Source organism: Marivita sp. NO-S04, from assembly GCF_059070475.1.
On the sequence record NZ_CM180980.1, the window covers coordinates 1,630,376 to 1,644,909 of the forward strand.

The 14,534-nt window shown below is 60.7% G+C and carries 14 protein-coding genes and 1 tRNA gene; 6 read left to right on the forward strand and 9 right to left on the reverse strand.

The features are described from left to right. Positions 1–7 precede the first annotated feature (7 nt). The gene (locus ACK3EW_RS08595) at positions 8–832 is read left to right on the forward strand and encodes an ATP-binding protein (protein ID WP_238939506.1); all 825 of its coding nucleotides are present in this window, start codon (positions 8–10) and stop codon (positions 830–832) included. 83 nt (positions 833–915) lie between these two features. Here the strand turns inward: ACK3EW_RS08595 and ACK3EW_RS08600 are convergent, their stop codons facing one another. Genes ACK3EW_RS08600 through ACK3EW_RS08615 form a run of 4 tightly spaced genes read right to left on the reverse strand, consistent with a single transcriptional unit; the run spans position 916 to position 3,914 of the window. Beyond that, entirely contained in the window at positions 916–1,998 is a 1,083-nt protein-coding gene (locus tag ACK3EW_RS08600) for a methyltetrahydrofolate cobalamin methyltransferase (protein WP_439121356.1), read from the reverse strand. Beyond that, on the reverse strand, positions 1,995–2,654 hold the full coding sequence (locus tag ACK3EW_RS08605) for an HAD family hydrolase (protein ID WP_300584082.1): 660 nt from the start codon (positions 2,652–2,654) through the stop codon (positions 1,995–1,997). The genes ACK3EW_RS08600 and ACK3EW_RS08605 overlap by 4 nt, the downstream gene beginning before the upstream one ends. Before the next feature lie 9 nt (positions 2,655–2,663). Further along, positions 2,664–3,590 carry a methylenetetrahydrofolate reductase gene (locus ACK3EW_RS08610; RefSeq protein WP_493809235.1) on the reverse strand — a complete coding sequence of 309 codons (927 nt, stop codon included), beginning with the start codon at positions 3,588–3,590 and terminating at the stop codon, positions 2,664–2,666. A 27-nt stretch (positions 3,591–3,617) separates the two neighbouring features. Continuing rightward, positions 3,618–3,914, reverse strand: coding sequence for a virulence factor (locus ACK3EW_RS08615; protein WP_439121355.1), 297 nt, complete (start codon positions 3,912–3,914; stop codon positions 3,618–3,620). Between the two features lie 266 nt (positions 3,915–4,180). On the opposite strand from ACK3EW_RS08615, the gene ACK3EW_RS08620 reads away from it, so the two are divergent. Further along, on the forward strand, positions 4,181–5,293 hold the full coding sequence (locus ACK3EW_RS08620; protein WP_085629898.1) for a Ppx/GppA phosphatase family protein: 1,113 nt from the start codon (positions 4,181–4,183) through the stop codon (positions 5,291–5,293). Positions 5,294–5,296: 3 nt separating this feature from the next. Here the strand turns inward: ACK3EW_RS08620 and aroQ are convergent, their stop codons facing one another. Then, complete coding sequence (gene aroQ / locus ACK3EW_RS08625) at positions 5,297–5,734, reverse strand: type II 3-dehydroquinate dehydratase (RefSeq protein WP_493809236.1); 438 nt, start codon at positions 5,732–5,734, stop codon at positions 5,297–5,299. Between the two features lie 181 nt (positions 5,735–5,915). Between aroQ and ACK3EW_RS08630 the strand changes: the two genes are divergently transcribed. From ACK3EW_RS08630 to ACK3EW_RS08640, 3 genes are read left to right on the forward strand one after another with little or no spacing between them, the layout of a single operon-like run. Next, positions 5,916–6,851 (forward strand): dihydrodipicolinate synthase family protein, encoded by a 936-nt coding sequence (locus tag ACK3EW_RS08630; RefSeq protein ID WP_493809237.1) that lies wholly within the window; start codon positions 5,916–5,918, stop codon positions 6,849–6,851. A 15-nt stretch (positions 6,852–6,866) separates the two neighbouring features. Continuing rightward, positions 6,867–8,315, forward strand: coding sequence for a dihydropyrimidinase (gene hydA, locus ACK3EW_RS08635; RefSeq protein WP_493809238.1), 1,449 nt, complete (start codon positions 6,867–6,869; stop codon positions 8,313–8,315). Further along, positions 8,312–8,962 carry an aspartate/glutamate racemase family protein gene (locus ACK3EW_RS08640; RefSeq protein WP_493809239.1) on the forward strand — a complete coding sequence of 217 codons (651 nt, stop codon included), beginning with the start codon at positions 8,312–8,314 and terminating at the stop codon, positions 8,960–8,962. The genes hydA and ACK3EW_RS08640 overlap by 4 nt, the downstream gene beginning before the upstream one ends. A 13-nt stretch (positions 8,963–8,975) precedes the next feature. Here the strand turns inward: ACK3EW_RS08640 and ACK3EW_RS08645 are convergent, their stop codons facing one another. The 3 genes from ACK3EW_RS08645 to ACK3EW_RS08655 form a co-directional block, all read right to left on the reverse strand. Beyond that, entirely contained in the window at positions 8,976–10,061 is a 1,086-nt protein-coding gene (locus tag ACK3EW_RS08645) for an FAD-binding oxidoreductase (RefSeq protein ID WP_493809240.1), read from the reverse strand. 4 nt (positions 10,062–10,065) lie between these two features. Beyond that, complete coding sequence (locus ACK3EW_RS08650; protein ID WP_493809241.1) at positions 10,066–11,307, reverse strand: aromatic ring-hydroxylating oxygenase subunit alpha; 1,242 nt, start codon at positions 11,305–11,307, stop codon at positions 10,066–10,068. Positions 11,308–11,556: 249 nt separating this feature from the next. Then, entirely contained in the window at positions 11,557–13,602 is a 2,046-nt protein-coding gene (locus ACK3EW_RS08655) for an FAD-dependent oxidoreductase (RefSeq protein WP_493809242.1), read from the reverse strand. A gap of 115 nt (positions 13,603–13,717) precedes the next feature. Between ACK3EW_RS08655 and ACK3EW_RS08660 the strand changes: the two genes are divergently transcribed. Beyond that, positions 13,718–14,353, forward strand: coding sequence for a TetR/AcrR family transcriptional regulator (locus ACK3EW_RS08660; protein ID WP_493809243.1), 636 nt, complete (start codon positions 13,718–13,720; stop codon positions 14,351–14,353). A gap of 95 nt (positions 14,354–14,448) precedes the next feature. Here the strand turns inward: ACK3EW_RS08660 and ACK3EW_RS08665 are convergent. Then, a tRNA-Asn gene (locus ACK3EW_RS08665) sits at positions 14,449–14,523 on the reverse strand. Between the last annotated feature and the right edge of the window lie 11 nt (positions 14,524–14,534).

Consider the following 14,534-nt stretch of genomic DNA (forward strand, 5'->3'; position numbering starts at 1 on the left):
CGACCCGATGGAGCGGATTGCCGCCGCGCTGGAGCGACTTGCTCCGGCACCGCAGCCAGCCCCGGATTACGACGTGGCAGACGCGTTCGTGTGGCATGTCGATCCCGATCATTTACAGCCCGTGCCCAAGGTCAGCCGTGTTCCGGTGGAGCTTTTGGTGGGTGTGGATCGCAGCCGCGACACGCTTCTGGCCAATACCCGCCAATTCGCGCGGGGTCTGCCTGCCAACAATGCGCTGCTTTGGGGCGCACGGGGCATGGGCAAGTCGAGCCTTGTAAAAGCAGTTCATGCCGCTGTGCTGGCCGAGGATATCCCGGTCAAGCTGGTCGAATTGCAGCGCGAGGATTTGCCCAGCGTGGCGCGGCTTTTGAACCTGCTGCGGGTGTCGGATCACCGCTTTTTGCTGTTCTGCGACGACCTGAGCTTCAGCCATGATGATCAGCATTACAAATCGCTGAAAGCGGTGCTCGATGGGGGCGTCGAAGGCCGGCCAGACAATGTGGTCTTTTACGCCACATCGAACCGTCGCCACCTGATGCCGCGCGATATGATCGAAAATGAACGATCTTCGGGGATCAATCCGTCTGAGGCGGTCGAGGAGAAGGTTTCTTTGTCGGACCGGTTCGGGCTTTGGCTTGGGTTCCACCCGTGCAATCAGGACGACTACCTTGCCATGATCCGGGGCTACTGTGACGCTTACGGGGTGGATGTCGATGATGCGACCCTGAGAGCCGAAGCGATCGAATGGCAGGCCACCCGCGGGGCGCGGTCAGGCCGTGTAGCGTGGCAGTATTTCACCGATCTGGCAGGACGGCGCGGCGTCGCGCTGTAGACTGGGTTCGGACCGCTTGCGCGGTCCGACCGATGGGGGGCCAGCCCCCCAAACCCCCCGGCATATTTTGAAAAAGAAGAAGATCAGGCGCGGCGGCGGCGGCCACCGGTGCGTGCATCGCGACCCCGACCTTCTTGACCGGCTTTCGGCGGCTGACGGTTGAATGCGATCCACGCGCCACCGCCTTCATCATTGTTGGTGAGGAAGTTGGCGGCACGGATGGCTTCCATTTCCTTGCCCGGGCGCGGCTTGGTCGATCCGAGTCCGAACAGGATGCAGAAGGTCTCATCATCCATGTCTTCGGGCAGTACGATCCCCGACGCAGCCACTTCGGCTTTCTTTTCGGCAATCTTGGTGGGACCGACAGGCAGGGCGACGGGGTTCATGATGGCGGAGGTCATGCCTGCGGTCATGGCCATGGGCAGGAACGCGTTGTTGATGCCATGTCGGTTGGGCAGACCAAAGCTGATGTTGGACGCGCCACAGGTGGTGTTCACGCCCAGTTCCTCGCGCAAACGGCGGACCAGGGTGAAAACCTGAAGCCCGGCAGTGCCCATGGCGCCAATCGGCATGACCAGTGGATCGACCACGATGTCATGCGCCGGGATGCCGAAATCAGCGGCGCGTTCGACGATTTTCTTGGCGACAGCAAAGCGGACATCGGGGTCTTCGGAGATGCCGGTGTCGTCGTTCGAGATCGCCACAACAGGCACGTTGTATTTCTTGACCAGTGGCAACACCAGCTCCAGCCGCTCTTCCTCGCCGGTGACGGAGTTCAGCAGTGGGCGGCCTTCAGCGGCGGCAAGGCCGTTTTCCAATGCGCCGGGAACGGACGAGTCGATGCAAAGCGGGCAATCGGTGATCGCCTGCACCCGCTGGACCAGTTCGCGCATCAGCGTCGGTTCGACAAAATTGTTGTCAGCGTAGCGCGGGTCTTCGGCCATCTTGTTCGAGAACACCGCTCCCGAGTTGATGTCGAGGATGTTGGCACCGGCTGCAACCTGCGCCAGCGCGTCGGCTTCGACCCGGCTGAAATCGCCGCGTTCCAGTTCTTCGTTCAGGATCTTGCGGCCCGTAGGGTTGATCCGCTCACCGATGACGCAGAACGGCTGATCGAACCCGATTATGGCGGTTTTGGTCTTGGACTCGACAATCGTGCGGGTCATGCGGCTACTCCTTCAATGCGGGCCAGGATATCTGGCAGCGCGGGGTCTGTGAAATCCTCAATGGTCATCTTTGCGCCGACGGCGCGCAATTGGTCGTCAGTCAGCGCGGACCGGACGCCGATGCTGTAGGCTCCGGAGGCGGCAGCGGCGCGCATTCCTGACGGGCTGTCCTCAAACGCGATGCAGGTCTTTGGTGTTTCGCCCAATTGCTCCATCGCGGTCAGGTATGGCAGTGGGTGTGGCTTGCCATGGGCGCACTCCTCGCCGATGACGATCACCTCGAACCGGTCGCGCAGGCCAATGGCGCCGAGCATCGCTTCGGCGTTCAGGCGCATGGCGTTGGTCACCACGGCCAGTTGCCAGCCTTGCGCCTGCGCGTGGTCCAGAAACGTCGTAAGTCCCGGTGTTTCGGGATAGGGGGTCGGCAAACGGTCGCGGAACTGCGCCTCTTTCCACTCGCTCAGCGCTTGCGGATCGGGCTCGTCCGGCAGGTGGTCGGCGAAGACATCGACGTTCAGGCGGCCATGTACCTGCTCGATATAAAAACCGTGCGGGGTTGGAAGCCCCCGCGAGGCCCACAGCTCGGTGAACACAGCCTCGTGGATCGGGTCCGAATTCAGCATGGTGCCGTCGAGATCAAAAAGCAGGGCAGGCATCAGGTCGGATCAGTTCGTGACGGCGGGGGCTGTGCCGGCACCACCGTTTTCGATGGCCCAGGTTGCGTTGGTCTTGATGCCGCCCAGCGGGAAGAAATGCACCTGTTCGATGTTGAACTCGGGGTTCTTTGCCTTGTGCGCGGCCAGCTTGGTGAGCACCTCTGTCGGCTCATACGGCAGAAGCAGCTTTGAGACGTCCATGGCGCGTTTTTGCAGTACCTTGAGCGACGGGCCGACACCGCAGGCGATGGCGAATTTGATCAGGGTTTGCAGTTTGGCGGGGCCAGCGATGCCGATATGCACCGGCAGCTTGATACCTGCTGCTGACAGGTCGTCCACCCATTTGATGATAGGGTCGGCGTCGAACGCGAACTGGGTGGCCAGCGCCATCTTGGCATCGGTGCGTTCCGAAAACGCCTGTTTCCAGCGCAGCGCGTCTTCGACGTTTTTCATGCCGCCGTTCGGATCGATGTCTTTGTTCCCTTCGGGGTGACCGGCGACATGCAGGCGCTTGAAACCCGCCTTGTCGAAAAGGCCAGTTTCCATGAGCTGCATAGAGCTGTCGAAGTCGCCGTGGGGCTTGGCCACACCTCCGGCCAGCAGCAGCGCCTGATCGACACCGGCTTCGCCCTGATAGCGCGCGATCCAATCTGCCAGCGTGGCTGCGTCTTTGATGATACGGGCCGGAAAATGCGGCATGACCGGGTAGCCATCGTCAGCAAGTCGCTTCGCGGTTGCCACCATGTCTTCGATCGGTGTGCCTTCGATATGGGCGATGTAGACGCGGGTGCCGGGGGCCAGCAATTCGCGGAAATCCTCGACCTTTTCGGCGGTGCGCGGCATCACCTCGATGGAATAGCCCTTAAGGAACGCCTCCATCTCGGGCGTGGTGCCGTTTTCGACGGTTTCGCGCTTGCGGAAATTCAACAATGCCATGATGGCCTCCCTCAGGGTCATGCGGGTTTACGCCCAGCCTTCGTTATCAATCAGCGTTTTTAGGCGCTCTTTGTCGTATTCCGCATCAATGCGGGCCGCCTCGGCAGAGCAGACCTCTTCGGGGTCGCCTTCGAGCTCGTAGGGCGCGGCCTTGCGCCATTCGGCAAGATAGCTGTCGGTGTCCGACGCGCCGATTTTCATTGCGGCGCGGTCGATGGCCTGTTCGAACCGTTCGGGCAGTTGGGCTTTGGCACCACGACGGCCTTTGCCTACGATCACCTGAGCCGGGATATCCCGCCAATAGACAATTGTGACGTCCGGCATGTTCGTGATTCCTTTGCTCTGCTTGCGTCTTCGTAATTGAGGCCATGCACGACATAAGTGCAAATTTCGACTTGTCCGCTTCCGTCTGCGACCCACGGCGACAATAGGACTGCCCGGCGGGTATTACGATGCCATATCAGGTCCAAAATTCTCAGGCTTTGCATGAAGGGGCTTCATAACTGTGCGGCAAGTGATCACGAAACTTGCGCCGCATTCAAAGCGGGCTTAGGGTCGGGGTAACTTACATATTCGGAAGGCGCGAAGTCATGGCGCCAAAGCGTCCCAAAGGTGCGGGCGCATTCCCGAAACCGGTAGAGAGCCCCGCGCCGTCACGGCCCGATCCATCAGAGCTTTATGCCGCGCTGGATCTGGGCACAAACAGTTGTCGCATGTTGATTGCCCAGCCCAAGGGCAACCAATTTCATGTGGTCGACAGCTTTTCCAAATCGGTCCAACTGGGTGCCGGGCTTGAAAAGTCCGGACGGCTCAGCCGTGCGTCGATGAACCGGACGATTTCCGCGCTGCGGGTGTGCCAGCAGAAGATCCGCCGCCACGAGGTGACACGGATGCGGCTGGTTGCGACCGAGGCGTGCCGTCGTGCGCACAACGCTCGCGACTTTATCCGTCAGGTCAAACGCGAGACCGGGCTGAACCTTGAGATCATCCAGCCCGAAGAAGAGGCGCGTCTTGCCGTCATCTCTTGTGCGCCTCTGGTCAGCACAAAGACCGAACAATTGCTGGTGGTGGATATCGGCGGTGGGTCGACCGAGCTGGTCTGGATTGATCTGACAGCCGTGCCCGCCTTTGAACGTCCCCGCGCGATCATGCGGCTGCATGCGGGATTCCACACCAAGGACAGCCCGTTTCCCGCCGCCCGCGTGGTGGACTGGATCAGCGTGCCGTTGGGTGTTGCGACTTTGCGTGACCAGTTTTCCGACGTGGAAAGCGATTCCGCGCGGTACGCCTTGATGAGCTGGTATTTTGAGGAAAACCTTGCCGAGTTTGCGCCTTACAAGGACGAACAGACGCGTGAAGGATTCCAGATCGTCGGCACCAGCGGGACGGTGACGACTGTGGCCGCCAGCCATCTGGGCCTCAAGCGCTATGACCGGACCAAGGTGGATGGTCTGCGTATGACCTCGGATCAGATCGAAAAGGTGATCTCGGGGTATCTGGAGCTTGGTCCGGAAGGCCGCCGTGCCGATCCACGCATTGGTTTGGACCGTCAGGCGTTGATCATGTCCGGGGCCGCGATCCTTCAGGCGCTGCTGCGCTGCTGGCCGACAGACCGTTTGTCTGTCGCGGATCGTGGGTTGCGCGAAGGTTTGCTTTACGCACAGATGTCGGCGGATGGCGTTTTGGAGGATGGGCCGTTCTAGGGCTTAGCCCAAGAGGCTGATCACCCGTCGCAGAGCCAGTTCATAGCCTTCCACGCCAAACCCGGCGATCACGCCTTCGGCGCGGGGGGACACGTACGAATGATGCCGAAACGCCTCGCGTTTGTGGACATTCGAGATGTGGACTTCGAACACCAGCCCTTCATAGGCTTGCAGCGCGTCATAAATCGCGACCGAGGTGTGTGTGAAGGCACCAGGATTGATGATGATCGCTTGGGCCTCGTCGCGCGCCTGATGAATCCAGTCGATGATCTGGCCTTCGTGGTTCGACTGCATGGACTTCAGATCGAACTTCGCAGGTTTCGCCAGCGCTTCGCAGCGGTTCGCCACATCTTCAAGCGTGTCCGCGCCATAGATCGCGGGTTCCCGCTTGCCCAGAAGGTTCAGGTTGGGGCCGTTGATCAGAAAGACGGTCTTGGACATGAGGTGCTCCGCAGTGAATGCACATAGCTGTGCCAGCTTGCAGCCATCCGTGCAACCCGCAGCACGTTGAAGATCATGGCCGTAGGTGCTGGTGTGTCGAAACAGGATAGGTATTCTGGCCCTACCGGATCGCCCGGCGCAGCAACGACCGGGGCGACAAGATTTCAGGGAGTACGGGACGATGACACAGCGGATCGACAGGAATTCTGCGGGCGTCTTCATCATTGCCGCAACGCCGTTTGCGGAGGATGGGGCGCTGGATTTGGACAGCACGGACAGGATGGTGGATTTCTACCTCGACTGCGGTGTGACGGGCATGACCATCCTTGGCATTATGGGCGAAGCGCCGAAACTGTTGGGCGAGGAATCCGCGCAATTTGCACGCCATGTGCTGGACCGGGTTGCGGGCCGCGTTCCGGTTGTCGTTGGCGTGTCCGGAGCCGGTTTGGACAACATGGCGCGGTTGTCGCACAGCGTGATGGACGCGGGTGCGGCGGGCGTCATGGTGGCGCCGATGCCGGGGCTGGGGACCGAGGTCAAACTGCAGAGTTATTTCGCGCAGGTCTGCAAGGCGCTTGGGCCGGATGTGCCGGTCTGTGTGCAGGACTATCCGCAGACCACAGGTGTTCAGTTCAGCGTTGAAACCATCCTGCAGCTGACCCGCGATCACGACCAGATCGTCATGCTCAAACACGAGGATTGGCCGGGGCTGAACAAGTTGTCCCGCGTGCGGTCTGAGAGCGGCACTTCCGACACACCGCGCCTGTCGATCCTGACGGGCAACGCCGCGCTTTTCCTGCCTCAGGAATTGGCGCGCGGCGCAGATGGTGCAATGACCGGGTTCGCGTATCCCGAGATGCTGGTGCAAGTGGTCGAACGGCACAAGTCGGGGGATGTGGACGGGGCGGAAGATCTGTTCGACGCCTATCTGCCGATGGTGCGATACGAGCAGCAGTTGGGCATCGGCCTCGCCATTCGCAAGGAAATCCTGCACCGTCGGGGTGTGCTGGCGTCCCCTAAGGTGCGCGCGCCGGGGCCGTCGATGACCAAGGCCGATCACGACGAACTGACGCGGCTGATGGACAGGCTGGATCGCAAGCTGGCGGCATTGGGCTAGAAGGGAAACGACATCATGCAGCATGATCTGGTGATCAAGGGTGGCACGCTTGCCACTGCGTCCGAAACGTTCAGCGCCGATATCGGCATCCGCGACGGCAAGATCGCGACCTTGGGCCATGACCTGAGCGGTGAAGACGTGATCGACGCCACGGGTAAGCTGGTCCTGCCCGGCGGGATCGAAACGCATTGCCATATCGCGCAGGAAAGCGGCATGGGGCTGATGACGTCGGACGATTACGAGTCCGGGTCGATCTCGGCTGCGTTCGGGGGCAATTCCTGTTTCGTGCCCTTCGCGGCACAGAAACCGGGGCAGAGCGTGGCCGATACGCTGGCCACCTATGATGGTCGGGCGGCCCCCAAGTCGGTGATCGACTATTCCTACCATCTGATCCTGACCGACCCGAACCCGTCGGTTCTTGAGGAACTGCCGGGCGTATTCGACCGAGGCATCACGTCCTTCAAGGTTTTCATGACCTACGCAACCCGTGTCAGCGATGCGCAGTTTCTGGACATCCTGACCGTTGCGCGACGGCATGGCGGGCTGACAATGGTGCATGCGGAAAACCATGACATGCTGACATGGATGGCGACCGCCTTTGCCGAGAACGGCTACACTGAACCGAAATACCACGCCCCTGCGCGCCCCGGTCTGGCCGAGGAAGAGGCGATCAATCGCGCGATCAGCCTGTCCAAGCTGACCAATGCGCCGCTGATGATCGTGCATGTGTCGACACCCAAGGGGGCGGAACTGGTGGCGCAGGCCCGCGCTGACGGGGCCTATGTCTTTGGCGAAACCTGCCCGCAATACCTGTTCCTGACAAAACACGATCTGGACCGTCCGGGCATGGAGGGCGCGAAATACATCTGTTCGCCGCCTCTGCGCGACACCCATACGCAAGAGGTGCTTTGGCGGCATATCGCGCGGGGGACGTTTAGCGTCGTGTCCTCGGACCATGCGCCGTTCCGGTTCGACGACACCGGCAAGTTTTCCAACGGGCGCGACGTGGATTTCCGCAAGATCGCCAATGGTATGCCGGGGATCGAGATGCGGCTTCCGATGATGTTTTCGGAAGGTGTGGTCAAAGGCAGGATCAACCTTAACCAGTTTGTCGCGCTGTCCTCGACCAACGCTGCGCGGCTTTACGGGATGCACCCGACCAAGGGCACGCTGGCGATTGGCGCGGATGCCGATATCGCGATCTGGGATCCGACCGAGACCCGCATCGTGGGCGACATGCATGACGCTATGGACTACAACCCGTTCGAGGGGATGGAAGTGACCGGCTGGCCGGTAACCGTGCTCACACGTGGGCGGCGGATTGTGGATCAGGGTGAACTGGTTGCGAAGCCGGGCGACGGCGCCTTTGTCAAACGCGGGCGCAGCGATCTGTCGGGGCTGACGGGAACACGCTTGCCGGAAACCGACCCGGCCGCCAATTTCGGAGCGGAGATCCTCAAGTGACCGGACCCATCGTGGTCATCAATCCGAACTCCAATCAGGCTGTGACCGATGGTCTGCGCGACGCGCTGGCCGCGTTCAGCCTGCAAAGCGGTCCAGCCATCGAATGCCTGACATTGAAGGAAGGCCCGTTCGGCATCGAAAGTCAGCGCGATTCCGACAGTGTGGTCCTGCCGCTGGCCGCGCTCATGCAATCGCGCCCCGATGCAGCCGCCTTTGTGATCGCCTGCTATTCAGATCCCGGCATCGACACCTGCCGGTCGGTGGTGCCGCAGCCGGTGTTCGGCATTCAGGAAAGCGGCGTGCTGACCGCGATGGCCCGTGCGGATCGGTTCGGGATCATTGCGTTGGCTGATGGGTCAATCCCGCGCCATCGCCGCTATATGGCGCGCATGCAGGTTCTGGACAGGTTGGCAGGCGAGATTGCTTTGAATATGAGCGTCGATGACAGCGCGCGCGGGGAGGGCACCTATGCCCGGTTGGTCGAGGCGGGCACCACGCTCAGGGCGCATGGTGCAGGCGTTGTGATCTTGGGCTGTGCCGGGATGGCCCGGCATCGCCGCCCACTTGAGGCAGAGCTGGGCCTCCCTGTCATCGACCCTGTTCAGGCAGCGGTGACGATGGCGCTTGGTGCTCTGCTTGCGGGTTGACCTGCACGCAGCATCAGACGTCGATCTCGACCGCGCCGATGGGCTTCGAACAGCAGGCCAGAATATAGCCGTTGTCGATGTCCTCTTCCGAGATGCCTCCATTGTGGACCATGTGCACCTCGCCGGCGGTTTTGCGGATCTTGCAGGTGCCGCAGACGCCAAAGGTGCAGCCAGACGGTATGACGATCCCGGCGCTGCGGGCGACGGCCAGAACCGTATCTGTCTCAAGACACTCTGTCGTGACATCCGACCGGGCAAAGGCGACACTGGCGGTGGCGCTGTCATCGGGGATGACGTCGTCATGTTCTGGAAGCTGCTCTTCCTTCTTGACGGGTGCGACAAAGCTTTCCTGGTTATAGCGCTCCATGTCGTAGCCCAGACCAATGAGCATGTCGCGCACCGCGTCCATGAAGAGTTCCGGCCCACAACAGTAAATCTCGCGTTCCAGATAGTCGCCTGCGATGAGACCGATCATCAACTGGTTCAACCGCCCGCGAAGCCCTGTCCAAACGCGGTAGGGGTCATCCTCTTCGACAATGAAGAACAGTTTGATCGACGGCACCCGGCTTGCCATCTGTTCCAGCCGCTGGCGGCAGATGATGTCTTGCGGGCGCTGCGCACAGTTGACGAACACGATGTCGATATCGGTGCCCCGGTCGTAGAGGTACGTGGTCATCGACAACGACGGTGTGATGCCCGACCCGGCGGATATAAAGAGATACTTTTTCTTGGTCGCGCGGGGCAAGGTGAAGATACCCGCTGGTCCCGTCGCTTTGATCTGCATCCCCGGCTTGAGGTGGTCCAGCATCCAGCGCGTGCCGACGCTGCCCGGCTGGGCTTTGACCGTCACGGCGATGGTCAGCGGCCGCGAGGGCGAGGAGGAGATTGTGTAAGTCTTCCACAACGTCCCGCCTGGAACGGGCAATTCCAGTGTCAGGAACTGTCCCGGCTCATAGCGAAACTGCTTTCCCGAGGGCGAGACAAAGCTGAAGGTCGCCGTGTTCGGCGCTTCGGGGACCACTGCGCAGCACACCAGCGGTTCGCCATCGGTCCAGATGCCCGCATCGGAAGTGACGGTCAGATCGACGTCCAAGGCCATCGGTTCACTCCGCCGCAATCGGGGTGACGCCACCGGTGATCCCGCGGATCATCGTTGCTGCGTACCAGTTGGTAAACTGAATATTGCCGCCTTCATGCGTCGGCGAATAGGGACCGGGGGTGTAGGCTGGCGATTGGATGCCGCGCTGGTTGTTCTCGACCACCTCGCGGTCTTCGTCATTGGTGGCCAGCCACACTTCTGTCAGGCGTTTGAGATCGTAATCCTGCCCCTCGACGGCATCCTTGTGCACGATCCACTTGGTGCATACTTCGGTTTCCATCGCGCTGATCGGGGTCACGCGGAACAGCAGGATGTGGTCCGACAGAAAGTGGTTCCAACAGCCGGGGTATTTGTACTTGAGCAGCGATCCAGCGTCCTTGAACGGGATCGAGGAGTTCGGCTTGGTCACCGCAATCTTGCCATCCATCGTATAGCTTTCCGCCTTATCCAACAGCGGCGTGCGCACGTACCGCCAATCGCCCAGCGCGGATTCAAGGAAAGCGGATGGTGCACCAACCGCCTCGCAGCGGGTCACGTGGTTTGATGCCACCTCGGACAGAACGCCCGAATTGTCCGACCCGATATAGCGCGGGTCTTCGGGAAAGGTGCGGCAGAGCGACGGGTGATTGCCCGAACAATGATAGCACTCGCGATTGTTTTCCCACACCAGCTTCCAATTGCCATGCTCGACAATGGTGCTTTCAAACGCGACCTTGGAATTCTCCAGATCATGCGGGGCCAGATAGCGCGCGGTCTGTTGGGCAAATTCCGTGATGTCAGGCGCTTCGTCGGCCAAACAGATATAGACCATTCCCGACAGGTTGCGGCAATGCACCTGCGTCAGACCATGTTTCGAAGGGTCAAAGTCCGGGCCCATATCGCGCGCCCAAAGCAGCTTGCCGTCCAGTTCGTAAGTCCACTGGTGATAGGGGCAGACCAGCTTGGGATTCGATCCCTTCTTCGACTTGCACAGAACCGACCCGCGATGGCGGCAGGAATTGTGGAAGGCGCGGATCTCGTTGTCGTGGCCGCGCACGATTACGACCGAATAGGCGCCGATGTCGTGGACGATATAATTGCCCGCTTTTGGGATCTCACAGGACGGCAGCACGAACAGCCATTCCTTGTACCAGATCCGCTCCATATCGGCCTGAAACACACCGGGGTCGCAATACAGATCTTGTGCAAGGGAATGCGCCGGTTTGCGACGCATCAACGTGGACAGGACATCGGCTTCACGCAGCATGGGACACCTATGAATATGGTCTTTCGCCCAAAGGCGATGGGGTGGAAGGAAAATGATCCAAGGCCGTGGCCTCTGATCGCGCAATCGCATGCAAATCGCGGCGCGACGTCGTGGATTGCGACGCAGCGAAATCGGTTTGCGACCCACGTTTCAAAGCAGTTTCCACGGCGTCGGTTTCGGGTGGCAACAGGGCGCAAACACTGCGCGTGACCAGCAGAAAATTGCCTGAATATGTGGCATGTGCATGCCTCAGATGTCCTTGACCAAGCGCAGCGCGTCATAGATCGCGGCGTGTGTGTTGCGCGCGCTGACCGCGTCACCGATGCGGAACAGTTGGAACGTGCCAGCCTCGTTACGCGCCATGTCCTGCGGCGCGCCTGCGATCAAGGCGTCGTAGTCGACCGCGCCGCCGTTCGATGACAGCGGCTTAAGCGCAAAATACAGATCATCGAGCGGCATCGTGCCGTAGTTGACCACGATCTGGTCATAGGTCTTTTCGCTGGTGTGATTGCTGTAATCCGTCCCGATCACGGCCTTCAGGCGATTGCCATCGCGCTGCACGTCCTTGAGACGCCGGGTGACGGTGAAGGTGACATCCTTGTCCTGAAGCGCGCGCATATACGGCACGAGGTTCATCGCCATCACATCGGGCGCAAACGTGCGGTCAGGTGTCATGATCTCGACTGTGCTGCCTGAATTGGCCGCGACTTCGGCCGCCATGAGGGCAGGGTGGTCGCCACTTTCATCATAGACCAGCACCGATTGTCCCGGTTTCACATCCCCCGCGATGATGTCCCAGGATGAGGTGACGAGGTCATTCTCGCGACCGCTCTCGAAGAGTTCGGTATTGGGCAAACCGCCAGTGGCGACGATCACAACATCGGGGTTCAGTGCGGTCACATCCTCGACCTCGGCCCAAGTGTTGAAACGGAAGTCCACATCGCGCGCCGCGCATTGTGCCATGCGCCAGTCGATGATGCTGATCATCTCGCGGCGGCGCGGGTTCTGCGCGGTCAGGCGCACCTGACCCCCGGGATCGGGCTGGGCCTCGAACACGGTCACGTCGTGCCCCCGCTCTGCCGCGACACGCGCCGCTTCCAGTCCAGCGGGACCGGCGCCGACGATCACCACTTTCTTGCGGGTCTCGGACAGCGTGATCTCGTGCGGCATGGTCAGCTCGCGGCCCGTCGCTGCGTTGTGGATGCACAGCGCCTCACCCGCGGCATAGATGCGATCCAGACAGTAGGTCGCGCCGACGCAGGGGCGGATGTCATCCTCGCGGCCTTCGATGATCTTTTTCACAATATGCGGATCGGCCATGTGCGCGCGAGTCATACCCACCATGTCCAACAGACCCGCCTGCACCGCATGGCGCGCGGTGGCCACGTCGGGGATGCGCGAGGCGTGAAAGGTTGGCATGCCCGTCGCTGCGCGGACGGCGCCCGCGAAATCCAGATGCGGCGCGCTTTTCATACCCTGCACCGGGATCACGTCTGTCATTGCCGGATCGGTGTGGATGCGGCCCCGGATCACGTTCAGGAAATCCACCATACCGGTCGCGGCCAGCCGTTTCGAGATTTCGATCCCGTCTTCGGGCGAAATCCCGCCCGCCTCGGCCTCGTCGGCGGTGTAACGAATGCCGATGATGAATTCATCACCCACACGCTTGCGGACACCTGTCAGCACGTCGAGCAACAGCTTCATCCGACTGTCGAGCGTCTGACCGCCATATGGCCCGTCCAGATCATTGGTCAGCGGTGACCAGAACTGATCAAGCAGGTGGCCGTAGACCTGCAATTCGATCCCGTCCATGCCCCCTTCCTTCATCCGCTCAGTGGCATCCGCGAAATCGGTGATGATGCGTTCGATGTCCCAATCCTCGGCCAGCTTGGGAAACGCCCGATGCGCTGGTTCGCGGTGCTTGGAGGAAGAAACTGACGGCAGCCAGTTGCCCTTGTTCCATGTTGTGCGCCGCCCCAGATGCGTGAGCTGGATCATCACCGCACAGCCGTGATCGTGGCAGGCATCAGTCAGTTGCCGGATATGGGGCACAACCTCGTCCTTGTAGGCGAGGATGTTGTTGAAGACGGGCGGGCTGTCCTTGGACACAGCCGCCGATCCTGCTGTCATCGCCAGCGCGACACCGGCCTTGGCACGTTCCGCGTGATAGGCGGCATAACGCGCCTTAGGCATGCCGTCTTCGGGATAGGCCGGTTCGTGGCTGGTGGTCATGATGCGGTTGCGCAGCGTCAGATGCTTGAGCTGATAGGGCTGCAGAAGGGGGTCGTTGGACATGGTCACTCCGCGCGTTTTGAGCCAGCGTTGCTCTAAATGTTCATACCTGTCAAGTTTGTGTTCATAGCTGACCATTTTGCTTGTCGCCGCCGACATCTACGCATAGATTTGCGACATGGCGGACGCATTGGAGATCGACCCTAAAGCAAAAGGATGGCGCGGATCCCGCGAGGTCTGGCTGGCCGCGGCCCGCGAGGCGTTTCTCGATTCGGGGATCGACGCGGTGAAGATTCAGCCATTGGCCAGTCGCCTTGGCCTGTCGCGCACCAGCTTCTACTGGTTTTTCGAGGATCGAGACGCGGTGCTGCAGGCGCTGCTTGAGGACTGGGACGAAACCAACACCAGACGTCTGGTTCAAGCGTCAGAGGCGTTTGCCGAAACCATCGCCGAAGCGGCGTTGAACATGATCGCCGTGTTTTTGCCGGGGGGTGGGTTTGAAAACAAACTCGACCTCGCCATTCGGGGCTGGGCACACCAGTCCGATGCAGTCGCGGCAACAGTCAACGCCACGGACGAGCTGCGCCTGTCTGCTTTGCGCGCAATGTTCGAACGGTTCGGCTATCCGGTGAACGAATCCGATGTCCGTGCGCGCACCATGTATCTGGTGCAGATCGGCTATATCTCGATGCAGGTGCAGGAAGATCTCGACCTGCGCCTTACGCGAATTCCCAACTACGTCAAAACCTTCACCGGCCACGCGCCCACGCAAAGTGAGCTGGACAGGTTTCATGCGCGGGTCGGGAAGCTCTGACGGCTCCGCCAGACGATAAGCGCGAACCAATATGCCAAAATCGTCCAAGCCTGCAGGGTGCAGGATAAGCTAAATCATTGCTTTCTTGGAAGTTTTGGCTCCGGCGGTAGGGATCGAACCTACGACCAATTGATTAACAGTCAACTGCTCTACCGCTGAGCTACGCCGGAACACGAGGCGG

Excerpts from the sequence above, each read along its gene's own strand:
- ACK3EW_RS08630 (WP_493809237.1), top strand. The coding sequence starts at position 5,916 with ATGACACAGCGGATCGACAGGAATTCTGCGGGCGTCTTCATCATTGCC.
- ACK3EW_RS08620 (WP_085629898.1), top strand. The coding sequence starts at position 4,181 with ATGGCGCCAAAGCGTCCCAAAGGTGCGGGCGCATTCCCGAAACCGGTA.
- ACK3EW_RS08595 (WP_238939506.1), top strand. The coding sequence starts at position 8 with ATGGAGCGGATTGCCGCCGCGCTGGAGCGACTTGCTCCGGCACCGCAG.
- hydA (WP_493809238.1), top strand. The coding sequence starts at position 6,867 with ATGCAGCATGATCTGGTGATCAAGGGTGGCACGCTTGCCACTGCGTCC.
- ACK3EW_RS08650 (WP_493809241.1), bottom strand. The coding sequence starts at position 11,307 with ATGCTGCGTGAAGCCGATGTCCTGTCCACGTTGATGCGTCGCAAACCG.
- ACK3EW_RS08600 (WP_439121356.1), bottom strand. The coding sequence starts at position 1,998 with ATGACCCGCACGATTGTCGAGTCCAAGACCAAAACCGCCATAATCGGG.
- ACK3EW_RS08660 (WP_493809243.1), top strand. The coding sequence starts at position 13,718 with ATGGCGGACGCATTGGAGATCGACCCTAAAGCAAAAGGATGGCGCGGA.
- ACK3EW_RS08610 (WP_493809235.1), bottom strand. The coding sequence starts at position 3,590 with ATGGCATTGTTGAATTTCCGCAAGCGCGAAACCGTCGAAAACGGCACC.
- ACK3EW_RS08655 (WP_493809242.1), bottom strand. The coding sequence starts at position 13,602 with ATGTCCAACGACCCCCTTCTGCAGCCCTATCAGCTCAAGCATCTGACG.
- ACK3EW_RS08615 (WP_439121355.1), bottom strand. The coding sequence starts at position 3,914 with ATGCCGGACGTCACAATTGTCTATTGGCGGGATATCCCGGCTCAGGTG.
- aroQ (WP_493809236.1), bottom strand. The coding sequence starts at position 5,734 with ATGTCCAAGACCGTCTTTCTGATCAACGGCCCCAACCTGAACCTTCTG.
- ACK3EW_RS08645 (WP_493809240.1), bottom strand. The coding sequence starts at position 10,061 with ATGGCCTTGGACGTCGATCTGACCGTCACTTCCGATGCGGGCATCTGG.
- ACK3EW_RS08605 (WP_300584082.1), bottom strand. The coding sequence starts at position 2,654 with ATGCCTGCCCTGCTTTTTGATCTCGACGGCACCATGCTGAATTCGGAC.